This is a genomic window from Vibrio sp. 1151_11, from assembly GCF_029478525.1.
Classification (GTDB): domain Bacteria; phylum Pseudomonadota; class Gammaproteobacteria; order Enterobacterales; family Vibrionaceae; genus Vibrio; species Vibrio anguillarum.
In genome coordinates this window covers 1-21,264 of record NZ_SHMN01000011.1, presented here as the reverse complement: position 1 = coordinate 21,264, position 21,264 = coordinate 1, and the positions used below count along the sequence as shown (strand labels likewise).

Below are 21,264 nucleotides of genomic sequence, written 5' to 3'. Positions count from 1 at the left end.
TGAAGTTGTGACTTCATTCTTATGCATATATAGAGCATTAGTATATGATGCTCACCTCTCATTACAACAATATAAACGTCATGGTTCGTGCATTTCGGCTAATAGGTCTTTTATGGCTAGCAACGGCGGCACACAGCGTCATCAGTGCTCCCATAATCAACGCTAAAACATATCGAGTAGCGACAGAAGCGGACGATGTTGTCACGCGTATTTTGTTTGATGCCATTGCTTACCAATTTCGCCTCGAGATTGACTATGTTAATTACCCCAGCTTTGATGCGATCTTGACCGCTATCGAACAAGGGGAGAGCGATTTTGCAGCCAATGTGACTTACACCGAACAGCGTGCTCAACGCTTTGATTTCTCTAGTCCTACCAATATTGAATACACCTATGCATTTAGCCACAGCAACGTACAGTTAACCGATCTGGCGAGGGTCGGGGTTCCCAAAGGAACGATTTATGGTGAGCTGATTGCCGCTTATTTCCCTCATATTATACAGATTGAGTATGATGGTGCTCGGCGTGCCAAAGAACTTTTAAGCATGGCTGAAGTCGATGTGGTCGTAGACGCGATTAATCAATTAAAGCCGATGTTGATCGCAGGGCTCGATGCTCAATTGCTTAATGACCAACTGCCTATTCAGCCGGTTGCCATTATTACGCCAAAAGGGCACAACACTTTATTACTCAACCAAATTCAAGAATATGTACACTCAGCGTCGGTACAAAAACTGCTTAGAGAATCAGTACAAAAATACCAATTTGATATCCGCAAGCAGGCGTTGCGTCAATCAGTCATCGATAGTGGCTTAAACGTGCAGCGACCGTTAAAAGTAAAATTGGAGAACATCAGCCAATTTGCTCAGTATCAGCACGATGGTAAAGTGAAAGGAATAAACGCGGACATTGTTTTTAAAGCATGTGACATTCTGTTACTCAAATGCGAACTGGCCAGCCAGCCAGACGAAACGTGGGAGAGTATGTATGCCGATTTGGTCAATAAACGCATTGATATCCTAGTACCAGTTACCGTCTCTCAACAACGAAAATCCGACGTTTATTTCAGTGACACGTATTACCAGCCTGAAGCCGTCTTGATTAAGCGTGAAAATTACAAAGACAATGTTTACAGCAATGTGTCTGAATTAATTGTTGAGCGCATCGGCGTGATTAAAGAAGATTTCTTTGAAGAGCTGTTAGGAAAAATGCTGCCCAATAAAGTGCTACATGTTTATAAAACTCAAAATGAATTGGTCAAAGCCTTGCTCGGTAAGGAGGTCGATTACATCGTTCTAAACCGTGCTAACTTTAACCAAATATTGCGTGAAGCGGATAACTTATTGCCGTTGGAGGAAGATCTATTTATCGGCAGTTTTTACTCGTCTGAGATTGCAATGGGCTTTCCCAAAAATAGCATGGGCGCTTCGCTGGCTCCTTTATTTACTCGTGCTATTAAGATGATTGATACGCAGAAAATCATCAACACCTATGATTATCAACCGAATTGGCGAGCAACGTTAGCGGCCGAGAAAACTTTTTCACGCCACACTCAATGGCTGTTTACGTTGGTATTTGGCTTCTTGTTAGTGGTCGCTTTCTATCTACACTCACAATCTGTTACCGATAATTTAACCAAGCTGCGTAATCGCCGAGCTTTATATCGCCGTTATTCGAGAGGCTTAAACAGCGATCTAACCTTGATTTATTTAGATGTGAATAACTTTAAGCCGATAAACGATAACTATGGTCATGAAGTGGGGGATGAAGTGTTGAAAGCACTTGCCAGCCGTATCGATTCTATTTGGCGTGGTCGTAGTTACCGAATCGGGGGTGATGAGTTTATCCTGATTGGGCAATATAGCGATGAGGAGCTTGAGCCTGTGTTAATGCAGTTAGAGTCCTTTACCTACAGCGATTCTGCTCGAAATTTAAACATAAAAGTCAATGTGGCGATTGGTGTGTCGAATTACAGAGATCATTTCATGAGCCTGGAAGAAGTATTGCACCAAACTGATATTGCCATGTACCAAAGTAAGCACCACGGTAGCGGCCAACGAGATAATACAAAGCCTCTTCTCAAGATAATCAGAAGTTCAAATAAGAGCTAAAAATAGTTCACCTATTTTATTGAGTAGAAGAGAAAATAGAAGATTTGTTCAAATGGTGTTCACTTAAAACAAAAAGCTTCCATCCATTGGGATTTCGGCTTGCAATCATTACTATGATGCTTGATAATCGCCGCACTCTTTGGCTAGCAAGCCAAGAAAACAAATCAATGGAGGCTCTGGTCCTCCCGCAACACTAACTTGTGAACTCGGTCAGGCCCGGAAGGGAGCAGCCGCAGCAGGCGACGTGTGTGCCGGGATGTGGCTGGGGCCTCCACCCTTTTGAAGCCTGCAATATATGTTCGCATAAATTGCAGGCTTTCTTCATATTTGCACCATAAGTTTTCATAGTCTATTTTTTGTTGTAGGTTTACAACAAAAGTGACTTGGCTATGTTTGACCAAACTAAGAAATCATCTCACGTACACAACATCTGTAAGTTCATGAGCTTGAAGAACGATGCTGTTGTTCGCACTCTTTCCATTTTGGAATTCGATTTCTGTTTTCACCTCGAATACAACCCAAACATCAAGAGTTTTACCTCTCAACCTTTTGGCTTCCATTATCAGTTCAATAACCGCAAGTGCCGATATACTCCTGACTTTTTAGCAATAGGTCATAATGAGCAATCAACATTCTTCGAGGTCAAACACTCTAGCCAGATTCTTAAACCTGATTTTAGGGAGCGCTTTGAAGAGAAGCAGAGAGTAGCGTTGAGTGATTTCAACAGACGGTTAGTTCTCGTTACTGAAAAGCAAATCAGGATGGGACCAACACTAGATAACTTTAAGTTGTTACACCGCTATTCAGGATTGCGCACAGTGACCGAATTTCAAAAGCGAGTTTTGGCATTTATTCAACGCAAGCAAATGGTGAAGTTACAAGAGGTGTCTTTGTATTTTGGTCTATCAGAGCAAGACACGCTTATCTCTACTCTACCTTGGATCTCTTCGGGACACGTTAAAACGGATCTCAACACTATTGGCTTTGGTCTAGAAACTTGCGTTTGGTGCTAACTATGCCACCTGACTCTAATAACATATTTGGGTTCTTTGATGAGTTTGAAGCGTCAGAAGAAGAATCGCAGTTGCTCCCAAAGGAGCTAATTCTAGAACCCGTTGAAATATCATCGACCATAGATAGTTTGCCAGCAAAAATTCAGGAAGAGGTTCTTCGCCGCATAAAAGTTATTACCTTTGTGGAGAAGCGCTTGAAAGGTGGGTGGACTGAGAAAAACTTGAACCCCATCTTAAGTCTTGTTGAGTCAGAATTACAACTGACTCCCCCTAGTTGGCGGACTGTAGCAACTTGGAAAAAATCCTACTCTGAAGCAGGTAGAGAACCATGGGCACTTATTCCGAAGCATACGTTTAAGGGTAATCGCCAGAAAGAAATGGATTCGCAATCCTTGATTGACGAGGCAATTCAGAACGTATACCTGACACGTGAACGACTTAGCGTTGCAGAAGCATACCGATATTATAAGAGTCGAGTGATTCAAATAAATCGAGGGATTGTTGAAGGAAAAATCAAGCCAATTGCCGAACGTTCTTTTTACAATCGAATAAATGAGTTGCCCCCTTATGAAGTGGCGATTGCAAGATTTGGTAAACGATATGCAGATCGGGAGTATCGCTCGGTTGGTCAGCAGGTCGCTGCAACTAAACCTATGGAGTTTGTTGAAATAGACCATACACCAGTTCCAGTGATTTTGATTGATGATGAATTAGATATTCCTTTGGGCCGCCCCTATTTGACGATGCTTTATGACCGTTTCAGTAAGTGCATTGTTGGTTGCAGTATCAACTTTAGAGAGCCAAGCTTTGACTCTGTTAGAAAGGCTCTGTTGAATTCACTTTTGGATAAAAGCTGGCTCAAAGCAAAGTATCCATCGATTGAGAATGAGTGGCCTTGCCACGGTAAGATTGATTGCTTGGTCGTCGATAACGGTGCCGAGTTTTGGACTCAAAGCTTGGAAGATTCGTTACGGCCTTTGGTGTCAGACATTCAATACAGTCAAGCAGCGAAGCCTTGGCGAAAGTCAGGGATCGAAAAGTTGTTCGATCAAATGAATAAAGGGTTAGTTAACGCGCTGCCTGGAAAAACCTTCACCAATCCTACTCAACTACAAGATTACAATCCGAAGAAGGATGCGGTGGTCAGGGTATCGGTATTTCTTGAATTACTCCATAAATGGATTGTCGACTATTATCACATGGCACCAGATTCTAGAGAGCGTGAGATTCCATACCACAAGTGGCACCAATCGAAATGGACGCCTTCTTACTATGATGGTGCTGAGAAGGAGCAACTCAGAATAGAGTTAGGATTGCTTAGACACAGAACCATTGGAGTGGCTGGGATCAGGCTGCATAACTTACGTTATCAGTCCGCCGAGCTTATTGAATATCGGAAATATTGCACACCTAATAATGGCAAAAAGCTTTTTTTTAAGACCAAAACAGATCCTTCTGATATCAGCTACATTCATGTTTACCTAGAATCAGAAAAGAAGTACATAAAAGTTCCAGCGGTAGACAACAGCGGGTATACAAACGGACTTTCACTTTTTGAACACCAGCGCATACAAAAAGTACGCAGACTGAACACCAAGGAGCTCGCTGATGATGAGGCTCTTGCGGATACATTTCTATATATGAAAAAACGTATCCAGGAAGAAACCGATAGATTCCGTCGTGTTAAAAGTAGCAAGCCCAATCTTCCTAAAACAGGTAACACTTCGAAACTAGCAAAGTTTAATGATGTCGGATCTGAGGGACCAAGCTCGATCAACGAGACTCCTGTTAGGCACAAATCTGAGGTTGTCTTCGATGCCACAGAGCACTTAGATGACGATGATTTTGAAGATATTGAAGGGTATTAATTTGAATTTAACGCCAAAGCAGCTTGAGCAGCTAAAGTCCTTTGAAACCTGCTTTATCGAGTATCCCGCGATAACTGAAATCTACTCTATTTTCGATCAACTTCGTTTCAATCACACTCTAGGTGGTGAACCAGAGTCTTTCTTGTTAACTGGTGAGGCCGGAAGTGGAAAGACGGCTCTGATCAACCACTACTTATCACGCTTTCAATCAGGTTCAACTTGGGGAAAGCAGCCAGTATTAAGCACTAGAGTGCCAAGCCGTATCAATGAACAGAATACGCTTACCCAATTTTTGGTTGATTTAGATTGTAAATCAGGAGGAAGAGGTGTTCGGCGTCGTAATGAAATCGCTCTTGGCGAAGCGGTTGTAAAGCAACTTAAACGAAAATCTGTTGAGCTGATTATTGTTAATGAAATTCAAGAGCTTGTTGAGTTTTCAACCGCAGAACAGAGACAAGTTATTGCCAACACATTCAAATATATAAGTGAAGAAGCAAGAGTCTCGTTTGTGCTAGTGGGTATGCCTTATGCTGATGTGATAGCGACAGAACCACAATGGAACTCGCGGCTAAGTTGGAGGAGAAAGATACATTATTTCAAGTTGTTGAAAGCGAATAGTCATTCGAGTAGAACGGCATCTTATGGGTTTGACTTAGAACAAAAAAAGCATTTCGCCAGATTTGTCGCGGGTTTGAGTTCAAGGATGGGCTTTGATGAGCCACCAGTACTTACAAAGAATGAACTGCTATATCCTTTGTTTGCAATGTGCCGAGGAGAATGTCGAACGTTAAAACATTTCTTGAAAGACGCGCTGCTTATGAGTTTTAACGAGAATGCTGATACGATCGACAGAGCAATTTTGTCACGCACTTTTGCATTCAAGTTCCCTTACCTAGATAACCCGTTTGATCGTCCTTTAGAGAAGCTTAGTCTTCATCAAATTGACTCTGGTTCTGTTTACAACTTAAATGCGATCACCACTGAAGATAAAATAGTGGCTCCTCGCTTTACTGACGCCATTCCGTTGAGCATGCTATTGAGTAAAAATGGGCTTAAAGCTTAGAGGCTACTTTTCACGGTTTAGGCTGTCCAACAGTACCGCCTTCTCTTCATCACTCATTTTGTCAATCACGCAAGCCAGTTCAGCGCTTAATTCGTTTCTACAGAAAAAGTAGTTTAGTGGTACGTCTAACTCTTCAGCCATTCGTTCGAGCGTGCCAAGATCGGGCACATGTCTACCTTTCTCATAGTGGTTCATCCGCCCACTCGCCGAGCTGGGTTCCATACCTATTTTCACCCCTAAATCTTTTTGGGTGATCTTGGCTTTTTTACGCGCAGCTTTGAGCCTCGCTGGGATTGGGTTGTCTTTTTGCACTTACACATTTCTTTTCAACCTTTAGATAACTTAGATTGTCTAAGTTTTACTGATTTTTGTATACTTAGCAATCCTAAGTTTTAGTTGTGTAAATGTTCAGATGAAGAAATCCAAGAAAATAAACGCATACATGTTTAACCTATTGATAGAAAAAGAGATGGATAACTTTTTAGTTGTTGAACTGAGAGATGCGTTGATGTCGATTACTAAAAATGTCACAGATCCGGATGAAGCGAGAAAGTATGTATATAGGCAAATACTCTCATTTGAACGTAAAGGTTGGCTTTTTTCTACAGGAAAAGATCGGGCTAAGAGATACCAAAAGACAGAGTTATTTCGTCAAATAGACTTTTCACCCCGTGAATCAGAGGTCAAGTCACCACCTGAAACAGAGTTAATCACTGAAGTACCGATGAGTGGATTAGCTGTATTACTAAAAGAAAAAAATCAGCATGAAGGTGAGCTGGCAATTGTTCTTGGTGAAGTTGAAGAATATCAATCCTTGATCAACCGATTTCCACAAAATCGTGATCTGATTTTACCTTTGTTTACTGATGCAAAGGAATGTTCAGCTCGTCTGCTTGGTAAAATTAACGCTATATCTAAAGCTCTTAAAGCATCTGGTTTTCGAGGGATTGAATGTTAAGGTTATGGCAAGATCAATGTGTACAAATAGCTCTGAATAAGTTTGAAAAACAACATGCTCACTTCTTTTGTCAAGCAACGCCGGGTGCAGGTAAAACAGTGATGGCCGCTGAATTAGCAAAGCAGTTATTTATACGTGATGAAATAGATCTCGTGTTGTGCTTCTCTCCATCACTCACAGTCTCTGAAAGCATTAAACGAACATTTTCTTGGAAATTAGATTGCTCATTTAATGGTGGTTTGGGTTCTTTAGGCGCTTCTTATACTTATCAAACTATTCGTTTTTTAGGTGATGATTTTTGGAGTACGATGAGCAAGCATCGTGTGTTTGTAGTGTTTGATGAAATTCATCATTGCTCCTATGAAGAACAAGGGCGATCAAATGTATGGGGTGAGCAAGTGCTCGCGAAAATTCAAGGATTGGCTAAATACACTCTCGCTTTATCAGGAACGCCGTGGCGTTCTGATTCTCTACCTATTGCGATGGCTGACTATACCGACCCTGAAGGTCAGCTAATTTTCGATTATCAATATGGATTAAAGCAAGCCATCCAAGATCAGGTCTGCCGACGTCCAAAAATCGTATTGGTAGACAATGAACATTTAACCATCGACGGCAAAGGTGAGATGCAGTCCTTTTCTTCGATATTAAATCTTCTCAAAGAATCAGATATTTCTTATCAAAGCGTTATTCACAATGAAGAGGCTATGGGTTATTTGCTTGAGGAAGGGTGCAAAAAACTAGCGCAGATCCGTCAACAATCACCGCAAGCTGGCGGTCTAGTTGTTGCTTCCTCGGTTAAGCATGCGAAAGTGATACAGGAGTTACTGATACAAAAATTTGGGCAATCGGCGTGTATTGTTACGTACCATCATGATTCGCCACTTGAAGAAATTGATGCTTTTAGGCATGGGAGCAGTCAGTGGATAGTCAGTGTTGGGATGATAAGTGAAGGTACGGATATTCCTCGGTTGCAGGTTTGCTGTCATATGAGCTCAGTGAAAACAGAACTCTATTTTAGGCAAGTTTTAGGTAGAATACTGAGAGTCACAGACAGCCCAAATCAAGAAGCGTGGCTTTTTACCTTTGCGGAGGAAAGCCTTGTCGGTTTTGCTGAACGGATCGAACAAGATATCCCAGATACGTGCATGTTCATAAAGGATAAACAGGATGAAGAACAGTTAAATTTTCTTAATACTTCAATAGCTCCACAGTCAGAATTAAACCGACATTCATCAACGCAAGCGAATACTTTTACTTGGCAACAAATAGACAGTGACTCAGTGTCCAAGAATTCTGAGTACTCCCCAACGTTTGAGGAGCTGCGTTTTGGTCTGTTTAAGCAACGGGTTTTATCAGCATTTATTTAATTGTCGATTAGGTTAAGATGGGAACCATAATGTGATGAAGGCACGATATAACCTTAGGGCAGCAAAGGTAATGCGCTCGGCTTGATATGAACTTTGTTATATACTGCTCAACTAAACGATTTTCTGAGTCTGCAGTATGGTTACCGGCGTCAATAAAGCAAAATTATCTGAAACTGACATTATTACTAAGTTCATACTTCCTGCGATTAAAAATTCTGGCTGGGATGATATGGCTCAGATCCGCCAAGAAGTTAAATTGCGTGATGGTAAAGTCATTGTGCGAGGTCAAGCGGCTGCTCGTAAAAAAGTAAAATCAGCAGATATTGTTCTTTATCACAAACCAAGTATGCCACTTGCCGTTGTGGAAGCGAAAGCGAACAAACATGAAATTGGTAAAGGCATGCAACAAGGAATCGATTATGCCTCTTTGTTAGAAGTGCCTTTTGTTTTCGCATCCAATGGTGATGGTTTTATCTTTAGAGATTTAACCAATTCCGCTCAACTTGAAACTGAAATTCGTTTAGAAGATTTCCCAACACCACAACAGTTGTGGGAGAAATACTGCCTTTGGAAAGGATATAAAACGGAGCACTTACCCGTGATCACTCAAGATTATCACGATGATGGGAGCGGTAAGTCCCCTCGGTACTACCAGTTGCAGGCTATAAACAAAACAGTTGAAGCCGTCGCAACTGGGCAAGATAGAATCTTGTTAGTAATGGCGACAGGCACAGGTAAAACCTATACTGCCTTTCAAATCATTTGGCGACTATGGAAAGCGAAAGCCAAAAAGCGAATTTTATTTCTTGCTGACCGCAATATTCTTGTTGATCAAACCAAAACCAATGATTTTCAGCCGTTCGGTACAGCAATGACCAAAATAACGGGGCGCAAAGTTGATCCTGCTTTTGAAGTACACCTTGCGTTGTATCAAGCACTAACAGGGCCAGAAGAAGAGCAAAAAGCCTATAAGCAAGTTGACCCTAATTTCTTTGACTTAATCATTATCGATGAATGCCATCGTGGTAGTGCATCTGAAGACAGCGCTTGGCGAGAAATTCTTGAGTACTTTAGCTCGGCAACCCAAGTTGGTTTGACTGCGACGCCTAAAGAAACGGATGAAGTGTCAAACATTGAATACTTTGGCGATCCTGTTTATACCTACTCGCTAAAAGAAGGCATCGAAGATGGTTTCTTAGCCCCTTACAAGGTTATACGTGTCGATATTGATATTGATGTTCAGGGTTGGCGACCAACCAAAGGGCAAACCGATAAGCACGGTGAAATCATTGAAGATCGAATCTATAATCAGAAAGATTTTGACCGGACGATGATAATTGATGAGCGCACAGAGTTAGTTGCTAAAACCATTACCAACTATTTAAATCGTACTGACCCAATGGCGAAAACTATTGTCTTCTGTAATGACATCGATCATGCAGAACGTATGCGCCGAGCACTGGTTAATCTAAATCCAGAGCAAGTGAATAAGAACGACAAGTACGTAATGAAGATCACGGGCGATGATGAAGTTGGCAAAGCTCAGTTGGATAACTTCATCAACCCGAAGAAAAAGTACCCTGTTATTGCCACAACATCAGAGCTAATGAGCACCGGTGTGGATGCTAAAACCTGTAAGTTAGTAGTACTTGATCAAGGTATCCAGTCAATGACCAAGTTTAAGCAGATCATCGGCCGTGGTACTCGTATTGATGAGCGCTATGGCAAGCTATGGTTCACTATTTTAGATTTCAAAAAAGCCACAGAGTTGTTCGCTGATGAACGCTTCGATGGTACTCCTGAGCGTGTAAAAGTTACCACTCCTAAACAGTTTGAAGATGAAGACGACTTAGATGACATCATTGAGGGTATGGATGATATTGATGCCGACAACCCATTTGGTGATGAAGATATTGACTCTGATTCAATCCAAGAGCCTGAATCTTCTTACGGTGATAATTTTGGTGGTTCATCGAAAGGCGGTGCAGAAGGCAATGATGATTGGAACGACGAAAACAGAGTTCGTAAATTCCATGTAAATGGCGTATCCGTTAAAGCCCTTGCTGAGCGTGTTCAATATTACGATTCAGATGGTAAGCTTGTGACCGAATCATTCAAAGATTACACACGTAAGACAATGGTGAAGCAGTTTGCATCTCTCAATGACTTTATTAAACGTTGGAATGAATCTGAACGTAAACAAGCCATTATTGATGAACTAGCAGAAGCAGGTATTTTATGGGAAGTACTCGAAGATGAGGTAGGTAAAGATATGGACCCATTCGATATGATTTGTCATGTCGTTTACGGCCAACCCGCTTTAACTCGTAAAGAACGTGCGGACAACGTCAAGAAGCGTAACTACTTCACCAAATATGGCGATACCGCTCAACAAGTACTGAACAATCTGTTAGACAAATACGCCGATGGTGGCGTGGCAGAGGTTGAAAATATTACCGTGCTTAAAGTCGCACCATTTAATGAAATCGGAAGCATGAAAGAGATCATTAACAATGGTTTTGGTGGCAAACCGCAATACTTAGAAGCAGTTAATGAACTAGAAGCGGCTATCTATCAATCTGCGTAACGATATTCACAAAGTGTAGATACGAAAACTGTTGAGGTCGCTAAATTAGCGGCCTTTTTCATTGTCATTGAACAGATCTAGTTCTGCAGAGAGTTCTGCTAGTTGGTTGGCTAAAGCGTTATTGATGCAGTCATGCTCAACATACTTGGGAACCACCATTCCTAGCTTTAAAGCTTGATAATCAGGGTGTTCCGCGAGTATTTTCAAGTATTGTTTTAGCCGTTCGTCAGGGGTAGATTCACGTTTTAGTTGTTTTTTAATATTTTGACCCAGCTTACGAATCTCATCTTTGTCAGTCTCTTTAAAATCATCGTTATTGTTGAGCTCATCATAAAGCACGCTTGCAAACTGATGATGACTCCAACCCAAGGCATCCAAAGTGTGTTGAATTTGTTTTTGCTTTTGTTTTTTAGCTGTCCCCATTTGTCCCTAACCTCCTAGTTATTATTCCTTTGTCTTAGCGAAGACACATTAATCACGATAACAAAGGATAAAATCATGACTAAATCTAAAACCCCAATGACACCTGAAGCCGCTGCTCGCATTCAAGGTAATGTCGCAAAACAAAATGGTGGCAAAGTACCAAAAGGCGATTTTGTTGGCCGAGCACAGCGTGCTGCTGCCAACAACCAAAAAACATCTAAATAGAGGAAATTACCATGAGTAATCAAAACCCAAACTACCCAAGCAAAACTGGTAATCCATCTGGTCCCGGGCGCGGTAATACACCTAAGCGTTAATATTTAAAAGAGAGGTAGCTAAATGCTGCCTCTCTTATTTAAGAGCAACTTCTAGCATGTTGCTTGAATGTGTGAAGGAACATCTCTTGATCAGACTTATAGTCTGAGAACGCCACATCATTTTCGGTTTTTTCTAATGCGCATAAACAGGTTTCCCGTTTACTTTCATACCAACTTACCGACACAAGGTTTTCGCTAGAATTTACGCAAGTATCGACAATCGCGTATTCTATTTCCAAAGGATACCTTTCTTTGTCTAATTCACTTTCAACAGCGTAAGCGCCTACAGCACCAACCAGAAAAGCTGTACTGGCAGAAACGAGCTTTCGTTTACTGAATTTATAACCTTTGAAATTTTTCTTACATTCAGTGCATGAAATGTTCTCAGCAAATTCAATCAGGTTATCCGTCTGACAATGCGGGCATTCTATTTTCATTTTCTAGCCAAATTGGTGGGTTATTGTTCTATGAGATCGTTTTAATACGTGTTTGAGTGATTAAAGCATAATCATTCCTATACATTCATAGAGCTAGCTTAAATTTTTTGATCTAAGTTCTGCTATAATTCGGCCAAATTTTAGGTCAGTTAAAGTAGTAAGCCATGTCTATCAGTTCAGTAATCAAGTCCATTCAAGACATCATGCGTAAAGATGCGGGGGTCGACGGTGATGCACAGCGCCTTGGGCAAATGTCTTGGTTGTTATTTCTTAAAGTGTTTGATGCTCAAGAAGAAGAGTTAGAACTGGAACTGGACGATTATAAAACTCCAATCCCTGAGCAATACCTATGGCGCAATTGGGCTCAAGATGCTGAAGGCATTACCGGTGATCGACTGCTTGAGTTCGTAAACGACGACTTGTTCTACAAGCTAAAAAACCTAATCGCCCCTGTTGACTTGAACCCACGTGGTTATGTGGTGAAAGAAGCGTTTAGCGATGCGTTCAACTACATGAAAAACGGTACGTTGCTTCGCCAAGTAATCAACAAACTGAATGAAATTGATTTTACTGATTCTTCAGAGCGCCACCTATTCGGTGATATCTACGAGCAAATTTTAAAAGACCTGCAAAGCGCAGGCAATGCGGGTGAGTTCTATACTCCTCGTGCAGTCACTCGTTTTATCGTTGACCGTCTAGATCCAAAATTAGGTGAATCCATTATGGACCCTGCAACGGGGACGGGCGGTTTCCTTGCTTGTTCATTCGACCACGTTAAAAACAACTACGTAAAAACAGCCGCTGACCACCAAACGTTGCAAAAGCAAATCCACGGTGTCGAGAAAAAACAACTGCCACACCTTCTATGTATTACCAATATGATGTTGCACGGCATTGAAGTACCTGTACAAATTAAGCACGGCAACACATTAAGCAAACCGCTTTCAAGCTGGGATAGCAATATCAATGTAATTGCGACTAACCCACCGTTTGGTGGCACCGAAGAAGATGGCATTGAAAAGAACTTCCCTGCTGAAATGCAAACCCGCGAGACGGCGGATTTGTTCCTGCAACTGATTATTGAAGTACTGGATCCTGCAAATGGCCGCGCTGGTGTGGTATTGCCAGACGGCACCTTGTTTGGTGAAGGCGTAAAAACCAAAATCAAAAAGCTGCTAACCGAAGAATGTAACCTGCACACCATTGTGCGCCTGCCAAACGGCGTGTTTAACCCCTACACGGGCATTAAAACCAACATTCTGTTCTTCACCAAAGGCAAACCAACCAAAGAAGTGTGGTTCTACGAGCATCCATACCCAGAGGGCGTGAAGAACTACAGCAAAACCAAACCGATGAAGTTTGAAGAGTTTCAGGCTGAAATCGACTGGTGGGGCAAGGAAGAAGACGGCTTTTCCAGCCGCGTAGAGAACAACCACGCGTGGAAAGTCTCGGTTGATGAGATCATCGCCCGTAACTTCAACCTAGATATTAAAAACCCATATCAAGGTGAAGTGATCAGCCACGATCCAAACGAGCTATTAGAGAGCTACCAACAGCAGCAGCAAGAGATCTCACATCTTCGTAATCAGCTGAAAGACATTCTAGGCACTGCGCTGAAATCATCTGTAGGTGAAGCAACGGGTGAGAGTAAATAATGAGCGCAGAACAAACCTCTATGAACCAGTTGATTACAGACAATATCGATATTTGGACTTCAACCGTTAAAACCAAGTCAGCCTCTGGCCGTGGCAGCAGCAAAAAGCGCGAGCTTTATGGCGTGAAGAAACTGCGTGAGCTAATTTTGGAATTGGCAGTGCGCGGTAAGTTAGTGCCACAAGACCCAACTGATGAGCCTGCTTCTGTTTTACTAGAACGCATTGCGGAAGAAAAAGCGCAGCTGGTGAAAGATAAGAAGATTAAGAAACAAAAATTATTCGGAGAAGTTCGAGATGAGGAAGCTTTATTCGAATTACCTTTAGGTTGGCAATGGACTCGATTATCTGAGTTATCGGAAATCGGACCTAGAAATAGCGATGTAGAAGATGAGTCTGAAGCATCATTCGTTCCTATGCCGATGATATCAACCAGCTATAAAGGTGATCATGGCTCTGAAGTGAGAAGCTGGAAAGATATTAAAAAAGGCTACACTCACTTTCGTGACGGTGATATTGCACTAGCGAAAATAACGCCTTGTTTTGAAAATAGCAAAGCAGCTGTGTTTTCTGACCTAAAAAATGGTGTAGGAACAGGAACTACAGAGCTTCACGTTGCTAGACCTATTTTAGGAGCTCTTGAACCTTTATTTGTGTTGCTATATCTGAAAGCGCCAATGTTTCTTAAAGTGGGTGAGACCCAAATGACGGGCTCCGCTGGTCAGAAGCGTGTCCCTAAAGATTTTTTTGCAGGTAACCCATTACCTTACCCTCCACTTAAAGAACAACACCGCATCGTCGCCAAAGTCGATGAACTAATGACACTTTGCGACCAACTAGAGCAACAAACCGAAGCCAGCATTGAAGCGCATCAGGTATTGGTTGAAACCCTGCTCGCGACGCTCACCAACAGCCAAGACGCCACCGAACTGATGGCGAACTGGGCACGCATCAGTGAACACTTCGAAACCCTGTTCACCACAGAACAAAGCATCGAACAGCTAAAACAAACCATCCTGCAACTGGCGGTAATGGGTAAACTGGTACCGCAAGATCCGAATGATGAACCTGCAGCAAAACTGCTTGAGCGTATTGAGGAAGAAAAAGCGCAGTTGGTGAAAGAGAAGAAAATCAAAAAGCAAAAAGCCCTGCCGCTTATAACTGAGGATGAAAAGCCGTTTGAACTGCCGAAAGGGTGGGAGTGGTGTCGTTTGGGAAGCTTGTTTAGTTTTCTAAATGGATTTGCTTTCAAGAGTGATTGGTTCACCGAGCAGGGAGTTAAGTTGCTTCGTAACATTAACATTGCGCATAGTGAAACTAAATGGTCTGATTTGGCGTGTGTTTCCGATGAATTAGCTAAAGAGTATGAAAAATTCAGTTTGAACGCTGGGGATATCGTTATCTCGTTAGATCGTCCGATTATAAATACGGGCTTAAAGTATGCAGTGATCGAAGAGGCTGATTTACCTTGCTTGTTATTGCAGCGTGTAGCCAAGTTTTCTTCATATTGCGCAAGTGTAAATTCATCTTATTTATCGAATTGGCTCGAATCTTATTTGTTTATCTCTTCGATAGATCCAGGTAGAAGTAATGGGGTTCCTCACATTTCAACAAAACAATTAGAAATGCTTCCATTTCCCTTACCTCCAAAGAAACAGCAAATTAAAACTGTATCTGTTGTGGATGAAATGATATTTCTTTGCGACCAACTAAAACAACGTCTTCGTGACAGTCAACAAACCCAACTTCAGCTTACTGATGCGATTGTTGAGCAGGCGGTTTAAGGGAATAGAACATGCCAAGTATTGCAAAGAAATATGAGCAGCTTGTCTTAGATGACGATTACTTAACCGACAGTTTGTTGATGACGCTTGCATGGAAAAAAAGTCATCAATATATCCGTACTGCTAATTGGTATGCTGACAATTTTGAATTGGACTTGTCAGCATTATCGTTGTTGGAAAGTGCACAGCAGTGGTGCAATGATTTACAGCAAGATGATTTGGCTTTTAAGCCTTTAGAGCTTGTCCCTGCACCTAAGCAACATAACTGGGAGTTCAAAAAAACAGGTTTTGGTTCTGAGGAATGCTTAACATGGCAGCCGAAAAATGAAGCGTTGGATGAATACAACCAGAACTCTGAAGAATTTAAAAAGAACACTGAAAAACCTGCTGATATAGCATTTTCATTGAGACCTCTTGCACATATGCCTATTCGTGAACAAAGCATGATGACTTTGTTGATGATGTGCATCGCTAATCAGGTGGAAACACGTCAAGGTGACCCTAGTACAGAGCTAAAGTTAGTACATGAAAAAAAGGTGGTCAGCTACGGCAACCGCCTCTATTGCCGCTACGACGAGCAGGGCAATGCGGAGCACAGCTATGGTGGTACTACTACTTACAGTAAATTTTTTGTTGATAACCGGAAGTTTTTAGAACGCCCTTTCTATTTTGCTAAGAAAGCGAGAACTGAACTCGATGAGAACCATGAAGTATTCATTTTAGATGTGGACCTCGCCAAGTTTTTTGATTTAGTTAACCGCAAAAAGTTGTGTGAACTCATAAAAACTGTCGCAACCGTCGAAGCTAAAACCCTAGGGAAAGTTAAACATCTTAATAAACTACTGGCAGCCTTTGAAACTTGGGAGTGGAGTGAACAGGCTGCTCTGGAGTTCAATCAGGTTTGTAAAAATGAAGAGGTGATGTCTGCGCCGAAAGGCATTCCACAGGGTTTAGTAGCAGGCGGTTTTTTAGCTAACGTATACATGCTTGAGTTTGACGAAAACTTTAGAGATTTAATTGGAAGTGTATTGGAACCTACAACCAGTATCGCTGATATTGAAGTCACTTTAGTTGACTATTGCCGATATGTTGATGACATGCGTTTGGTTGTATCTGCGACTCCTAAAACTCCTGATACCCCGATTTCTAAACTTGATGTTGAGAAGCTAATCATTGCAACCATCAAAGATGTCATCAAAAAATCAAAGCTTGATGACCTCAAGTTAAACGATGGTAAAACTAAAATACAGCACTATCAGCCACGTGTAGCTGGGATATCTAAAGAGCTTACGCATATTCAGCAAAAACTTAGCGGGCCAATTGCATTTGATGAATCCCAAGAAACTCTTGGCCAGCTAGAATCCTTGCTATCTATCGTCGCTAGTGACCGAGTACCGGAACAAGATGATACTTGTGTCCCCAATCGGCTTGCTCAAATTAATAAAAGCGAACTTGATGTTCGTGATGATACCATCAAGCGTTTCGCCGCCAATAAAATATCCAAGCTACTAAAAGGCATTCGTAATTTCAGCGCCCATGAAGTGGACGCTAATGGAAACGCTATTGCAGGTGATTGGGACTATTTACAAGAGCGATTAGCGAGACGCTTAATAGCTGCATGGTCATATGATCCTTCGCTCGTGTTACTCCTTAAAAAAGGTCTAGAACTTTATCCATGTAGTCGTTTGTTGGAGCCTGTCTTACAGCAGTTAAACAAGAAGTTAATTGACCCTGAGGCTAAAATTCAATCGGTTGCACGATACTGCCTATCAGAAGTATTCCGCCATAGTGCAACTGTTATTGACCGTTTAGACCCTAAATATATCCCACTTCATGCTAAATATGATGAATACTTCGAACATCTTCAACATCAAGCAATGTTGGTTTGCAATAATGCTGATGTTAGAAACAGTCGTTTTAATCTGCTCTTAGAGCAAGCACAGTTTTTACTGCTTTGCAGACGAGATTCGAACCTAGAAAAAAGTTCGAGCAATGCTGATCATGATATGATCATTAAGTTAATCAAGGGCTTTAGGGAAATCAAACCTGATAACCAAATTAATGCTTCTAAAATTGCAGCAAATGTGTTGCTTGCTGCGCAATTTAGCGATGATAATAAACCCTTAACTCGTTCAATTTCTTGTCTTTTGGATAAGTTAAAGCCAGATGTTTGCTTGTCTATCTTAACCAAGATTGCTTCGCAAAATCTAACGCTATTCATAGCCTTAATCAGACATGCTCGTTCTCTTGGTGTGGAATGGGCAAAACAAGAGAGTATCAAAAAGCTTGCTAAACAATATGCGATTGATCGTAAAACGTTACTTGGAGAGCTAGAAAAAATTAGCGGTGATAAATCTTTATTGAGTCTCATCCAACGTGGTGATAATCCTTACGCAAATGAAGTCATGTTGCTCAAATTGATGTTATCGCTACTGGAAGAGCCTAAGCAATTACTTGAAGCTAATACAAATCAACTGATAGACATTACTCGTACCAAAGTTAACCTAGAAGGTGCAAGCTATCATCGTACTCCTCAGTTCGGGCTGTTCAATGCAAAATTAAAAGTCAAACTAGAACTTACCGAATCTCAATCACAACTAAGTCCACACCTAACTGATGTGTCCTCTGAAATTAGTGCGATCCAAAAAATCGCAATTTGCGCACGCTCTGCACTAGTTGGAAATGTCGATTGGTCTGGGTTTGGCTCATCTATGACAGCAAAACTTGGTTATAGAGGAATTAAAACGAGTCCAGATAAAAGAACATTGGGGATGATGAATACCCCACAAGCTATAGTCGGTGAATCTGCTCAAGTTTCTCATTGGTTGACCACATTGATATCTAAGCTTCTCATTTGGCCAGGTATCAATGTTAACGACCAAGGTTATACATGGCCTAACCAGTGGACCATCACCTCTTTTAAAAATCTAATTGTTCAACGTTTAAGTACTTTAGAAAAAATATACTGTAGACACTCAACTATGCCTAGTTTGATTGAATCAGTAATGCTTGATTGGACGGAGGATAAGCGTGAATTAACTGTTGCAATGGTTCAGTCTAAGTTGCCTCGTATTCGAGATTTTGAGGATTACGGTTGGATGTTAGATGATAAGAAGTTTCGGTCGTTTCATCGGAGGCACGTTGCCGATGTGGCTGCATTAGTTCGTAAGCATATTGATGCCCAGCGTGTAACCGATGAAGAACGTAATGAGCGAGGTCAAAAAATTGATTTAATCGTATGGCCTGAATTATCAGTCCATCGAGATGATATGGATATTCTGATTGATCTATCGCGCAAGAGTCATGCAATCATCTATGCGGGGTTAGTTTTTATTGAACAGGAAGGTGTTCAAGGGCCAAATAACTGTGCTGTCTGGATCGTACCACCAAAGGCCAATACTAATCAAAAGGAGCTTATCCGGTTCCAAGGAAAGCAAAATATGATGTATGCGGAAAAAGGCCATATCCAGTCATGGCGACCGTATCAATTGATGCTTGAATTAAAACATCCTAGGTTTCCTAACGATACAGGCTTTATACTAACAGGCTCAATCTGTTATGACGCCACAGATATATCTTTAAGTGCTGACTTACGAGATAAGTCCAATGCTTATGTTGTATGTGCACTAAATAGAGATGTAAATACGTTTGATACTATGATTGACGCACTTCACTACCATATGTTCCAACCAGTGGTGTTGGTTAACTCAGGTGAGTACGGAGGTTCTTGCGCAAAAGCCCCTTACAGCGAACCGTATCACCGCCTAATTGCTCATAGTCACGGGAATAACCAAGTATCCATTAACACATTTGAAATGAATATGTTTGATTTTAGGCGCGATAACGTAGGTAAAGGGATGAAATCTGATAAAACCACTAAAACAGAACCTGCTGGTGTAATGATGCAAAAGGATAGGACATGACATGTTTTAAAACAGGTTGGGCTGCTTTGCTTGACGTTAGTCTATGGGTAAGTTGGGCCAATATTGGTACTTGTATTGTAGCGATTGTTGCAGCAGGTTTTGCATATAATCAATGGATTAGTTCAAAGAAAGAGGCTAGACGTGCCACAGCGTATTCAGCGTACTCAAAATTTTTGGAGTTATGCCAGCAATCGCCTGATTTTGCATATGCCAAGGAAAATAAGATAAAAGCGAACCAAAAAGATTATATCCAATACCGCTGGTTTGTAGCGCAGATGTTGTTTGCGTTTGAACAGATATTGGATGTACTTCCAAACGATGAAGAATGGAAGGTTGCTATTAGCAACCAACTAAAAAAGCATGTCTGGCATCTAAAAGGTTCAGGCTCTGTTGAGAGAAAAGAGTGGTGCAAGCCTTTGCAAGCGCTAATTGAAGACTTAATAGATTAGAGGAAAAATATCTATTATAGTTGAATACTAGACCTAGTTTTAGCCACAATTTGTTGTCACTAAATTTGATTTAATGAAAATAGCAGCAATACTAAAACTTAGATACTCTAAGTTTTAGTGGTGATATGTGAAAACGGACATTCAACTTTACCCTGACGAATCGCTCGAAAGCTTCTTGTTGCGCTTATCGCAAGAACAAGGCTACGAGCGATTTTCTCATTTTGCTGAAGACATCTGGTATGTCACGTTGGTTCAGCATGAAGCGATTCCCGGTGCTTTCCCCTTAGAGCTCAACCGAATCAATATCTACCACGCGCAAACCACAAGCCAAATGCGTGTGCGAGTTCTTATCCATCTTGAGAACCAATTAAAACTCAATAACTTTGGTGCACTTCGCCTTGCGTTGTCACATTCAAAAGCTCAATTTTCTCCCGAATACAAAGCCGTGCATCGGTTGGGAGCTGATTATCCTTTCGTTTTTCTTGGTAAACGCTTCACACCTATTTGCCCTTTATGTATTAGTGAGGCCCCATACATTCGCCAGCAGTGGCAATTTCTTTCTCAGCAAGCTTGTGAGCGCCATGGCTGTAAATTGGTTCATCACTGCCCAGAGTGCCAATCGAGATTGGAATACCAAACCACGGAGAGTATTAGCCAATGCGAATGCGGTTTTGAACTCCGAAACTCACCGGTAGAAGATGCGCCAGTGGCTGCGCTACTGGTTGCTCGATGGTTGTCAGGAAATGACTCAAAACCTTTGGGATTATTGAAGGCTGAAATGACGCTCTCTGAGCGCTATGGTTTTTTACTATGGTACGTTAATCGTTACGGCGATATTGAGAACATCAGTTTTGAGTCATTTGTTGAGTATTGTTCTTGTTGGCCAAGAGCGCTGAAGGAAGAACTCGATGAGTTGGTAAACAAAGCCGATCTCATTCGAATCAAAGATTGGAAAAAGACGTTTTTCAATGAGGTTTTTGGCGCTTTGCTTAAAGATTGCCGCCAGTTACCAAGTAGGCAGTTAGAGCGTAATAGCGTGCTCACTCAAGTGTTAGCCTATTTTACAAAGTTAATGGCAACACTACCTTTGTGCAGCAAAGGGAATGTAGGCGATGTGCTATTAAGCCCCTTAGAAGTGTCTACATTGCTTTCTTGCACAACGGATGAGGTGTATCGGTTGTATGATCCGCACCACCAGTTTTGGACACCTAATTAAGTGAGTACAATCACTAATGAGGTGAACCATGACAAACAAGAAAAAACGTATTCTCCATTCTGCTGAATTTAAAGCAGAAGCACTGAAGCTAGC

General features: G+C 41.5%; 15 protein-coding genes, 1 other RNA gene and 1 pseudogene. 14 read left to right on the top strand and 3 right to left on the bottom strand.

Going from position 1 to position 21,264, the window contains the following annotated elements:
• The first annotated feature begins 44 nt into the window (after positions 1-44).
• The 5 genes from EXZ60_RS09795 to EXZ60_RS09775 all read left to right on the top strand — a co-directional run bounded on the left by EXZ60_RS09795 (position 45) and on the right by EXZ60_RS09775 (position 6,055).
• On the top strand, positions 45-2,111 hold the full coding sequence (locus EXZ60_RS09795; protein ID WP_277435640.1) for a GGDEF domain-containing protein: 2,067 nt from the start codon (positions 45-47) through the stop codon (positions 2,109-2,111).
• Between the two features lie 174 nt (positions 2,112-2,285).
• Positions 2,286-2,382: signal recognition particle sRNA small type (gene ffs / locus EXZ60_RS09790), an RNA gene on the top strand.
• Positions 2,383-2,500: 118 nt separating this feature from the next.
• Positions 2,501-3,124, top strand: coding sequence for a TnsA endonuclease N-terminal domain-containing protein (locus tag EXZ60_RS09785; protein WP_194662334.1), 624 nt, complete (start codon positions 2,501-2,503; stop codon positions 3,122-3,124).
• A gap of 2 nt (positions 3,125-3,126) precedes the next feature.
• The gene (locus tag EXZ60_RS09780) at positions 3,127-4,992 is read left to right on the top strand and encodes a Mu transposase C-terminal domain-containing protein (protein WP_277435639.1); all 1,866 of its coding nucleotides are present in this window, start codon (positions 3,127-3,129) and stop codon (positions 4,990-4,992) included.
• On the top strand, positions 4,958-6,055 hold the full coding sequence (locus EXZ60_RS09775) for a TniB family NTP-binding protein (protein WP_274674149.1): 1,098 nt from the start codon (positions 4,958-4,960) through the stop codon (positions 6,053-6,055). The genes EXZ60_RS09780 and EXZ60_RS09775 overlap by 35 nt, the downstream gene beginning before the upstream one ends.
• Before the next feature lie 3 nt (positions 6,056-6,058).
• On the opposite strand, the gene EXZ60_RS09770 is transcribed toward EXZ60_RS09775, so the two are convergent.
• A complete protein-coding gene (locus EXZ60_RS09770; protein WP_261919065.1) occupies positions 6,059-6,367 on the bottom strand; it encodes a helix-turn-helix transcriptional regulator in 309 nt (102 codons plus the stop codon).
• A 100-nt stretch (positions 6,368-6,467) separates the two neighbouring features.
• Here EXZ60_RS09770 and EXZ60_RS09765 point away from each other — a divergent pair, with 100 nt between their 5' ends.
• The 3 genes from EXZ60_RS09765 (at position 6,468) to EXZ60_RS09755 (ending at position 10,970) form a co-directional block, all read left to right on the top strand.
• A complete protein-coding gene (locus EXZ60_RS09765; RefSeq protein ID WP_277435638.1) occupies positions 6,468-7,013 on the top strand; it encodes a hypothetical protein in 546 nt (181 codons plus the stop codon).
• A complete protein-coding gene (locus tag EXZ60_RS09760) occupies positions 7,007-8,383 on the top strand; it encodes a DEAD/DEAH box helicase family protein (protein ID WP_017049078.1) in 1,377 nt (458 codons plus the stop codon). The genes EXZ60_RS09765 and EXZ60_RS09760 overlap by 7 nt, the downstream gene beginning before the upstream one ends.
• 136 nt (positions 8,384-8,519) lie before the next feature.
• Entirely contained in the window at positions 8,520-10,970 is a 2,451-nt protein-coding gene (locus tag EXZ60_RS09755; protein ID WP_277435637.1) for a DEAD/DEAH box helicase family protein, read from the top strand.
• Between the two features lie 45 nt (positions 10,971-11,015).
• Here EXZ60_RS09755 and EXZ60_RS09750 read toward each other — a convergent pair whose 3' ends face one another.
• Positions 11,016-11,393, bottom strand: a complete 378-nt coding sequence (locus tag EXZ60_RS09750) for an elongation factor Ts (protein ID WP_194567848.1) — start codon at positions 11,391-11,393, stop codon at positions 11,016-11,018.
• A gap of 75 nt (positions 11,394-11,468) precedes the next feature.
• Between EXZ60_RS09750 and EXZ60_RS09745 the strand changes: the two genes are divergently transcribed.
• Positions 11,469-11,618 carry a hypothetical protein gene (locus EXZ60_RS09745; protein ID WP_017045295.1) on the top strand — a complete coding sequence of 50 codons (150 nt, stop codon included), beginning with the start codon at positions 11,469-11,471 and terminating at the stop codon, positions 11,616-11,618.
• A gap of 130 nt (positions 11,619-11,748) precedes the next feature.
• Here EXZ60_RS09745 and EXZ60_RS09740 read toward each other — a convergent pair whose 3' ends face one another.
• Entirely contained in the window at positions 11,749-12,147 is a 399-nt protein-coding gene (locus EXZ60_RS09740) for a hypothetical protein (RefSeq protein ID WP_064625665.1), read from the bottom strand.
• Between the two features lie 164 nt (positions 12,148-12,311).
• Between EXZ60_RS09740 and EXZ60_RS09735 the strand changes: the two genes are divergently transcribed.
• The 5 genes and pseudogenes from EXZ60_RS09735 to EXZ60_RS09715 form a co-directional block, all read left to right on the top strand.
• Positions 12,312-13,802: an N-6 DNA methylase gene (locus EXZ60_RS09735; RefSeq protein ID WP_064625663.1), complete on the top strand. Its 1,491-nt coding sequence runs from the start codon at positions 12,312-12,314 to the stop codon at positions 13,800-13,802.
• Positions 13,802-15,583 (top strand): restriction endonuclease subunit S, encoded by a 1,782-nt coding sequence (locus EXZ60_RS09730; protein ID WP_277435636.1) that lies wholly within the window; start codon positions 13,802-13,804, stop codon positions 15,581-15,583. The genes EXZ60_RS09735 and EXZ60_RS09730 overlap by 1 nt, the downstream gene beginning before the upstream one ends.
• An 11-nt stretch (positions 15,584-15,594) precedes the next feature.
• Positions 15,595-19,506, top strand: coding sequence for an RNA-directed DNA polymerase (locus EXZ60_RS09725; protein WP_277435635.1), 3,912 nt, complete (start codon positions 15,595-15,597; stop codon positions 19,504-19,506).
• On the top strand, positions 19,503-19,955 hold the full coding sequence (locus tag EXZ60_RS09720; RefSeq protein ID WP_277435634.1) for a hypothetical protein: 453 nt from the start codon (positions 19,503-19,505) through the stop codon (positions 19,953-19,955). The genes EXZ60_RS09725 and EXZ60_RS09720 overlap by 4 nt, the downstream gene beginning before the upstream one ends.
• Positions 19,956-20,082: 127 nt before the next feature.
• Positions 20,083-21,141: pseudogene (locus EXZ60_RS09715) on the top strand (TniQ family protein); the annotation flags it as partial.
• Between the last annotated feature and the right edge of the window lie 123 nt (positions 21,142-21,264).

Coding starts and splice junctions, on each gene's coding strand:
- EXZ60_RS09775 (WP_274674149.1), top strand. CDS start 4,958: ATGACGATGATTTTGAAGATATTGAAGGGTATTAATTTGAATTTAACG.
- EXZ60_RS09735 (WP_064625663.1), top strand. CDS start 12,312: ATGTCTATCAGTTCAGTAATCAAGTCCATTCAAGACATCATGCGTAAA.
- EXZ60_RS09750 (WP_194567848.1), bottom strand. CDS start 11,393: ATGGGGACAGCTAAAAAACAAAAGCAAAAACAAATTCAACACACTTTG.
- EXZ60_RS09745 (WP_017045295.1), top strand. CDS start 11,469: ATGACTAAATCTAAAACCCCAATGACACCTGAAGCCGCTGCTCGCATT.
- EXZ60_RS09785 (WP_194662334.1), top strand. CDS start 2,501: ATGTTTGACCAAACTAAGAAATCATCTCACGTACACAACATCTGTAAG.
- EXZ60_RS09795 (WP_277435640.1), top strand. CDS start 45: ATGATGCTCACCTCTCATTACAACAATATAAACGTCATGGTTCGTGCA.
- EXZ60_RS09720 (WP_277435634.1), top strand. CDS start 19,503: ATGACATGTTTTAAAACAGGTTGGGCTGCTTTGCTTGACGTTAGTCTA.
- EXZ60_RS09740 (WP_064625665.1), bottom strand. CDS start 12,147: ATGAAAATAGAATGCCCGCATTGTCAGACGGATAACCTGATTGAATTT.
- EXZ60_RS09765 (WP_277435638.1), top strand. CDS start 6,468: ATGAAGAAATCCAAGAAAATAAACGCATACATGTTTAACCTATTGATA.
- EXZ60_RS09725 (WP_277435635.1), top strand. CDS start 15,595: ATGCCAAGTATTGCAAAGAAATATGAGCAGCTTGTCTTAGATGACGAT.
- EXZ60_RS09780 (WP_277435639.1), top strand. CDS start 3,127: ATGCCACCTGACTCTAATAACATATTTGGGTTCTTTGATGAGTTTGAA.
- EXZ60_RS09755 (WP_277435637.1), top strand. CDS start 8,520: ATGGTTACCGGCGTCAATAAAGCAAAATTATCTGAAACTGACATTATT.
- EXZ60_RS09760 (WP_017049078.1), top strand. CDS start 7,007: ATGTTAAGGTTATGGCAAGATCAATGTGTACAAATAGCTCTGAATAAG.
- EXZ60_RS09730 (WP_277435636.1), top strand. CDS start 13,802: ATGAGCGCAGAACAAACCTCTATGAACCAGTTGATTACAGACAATATC.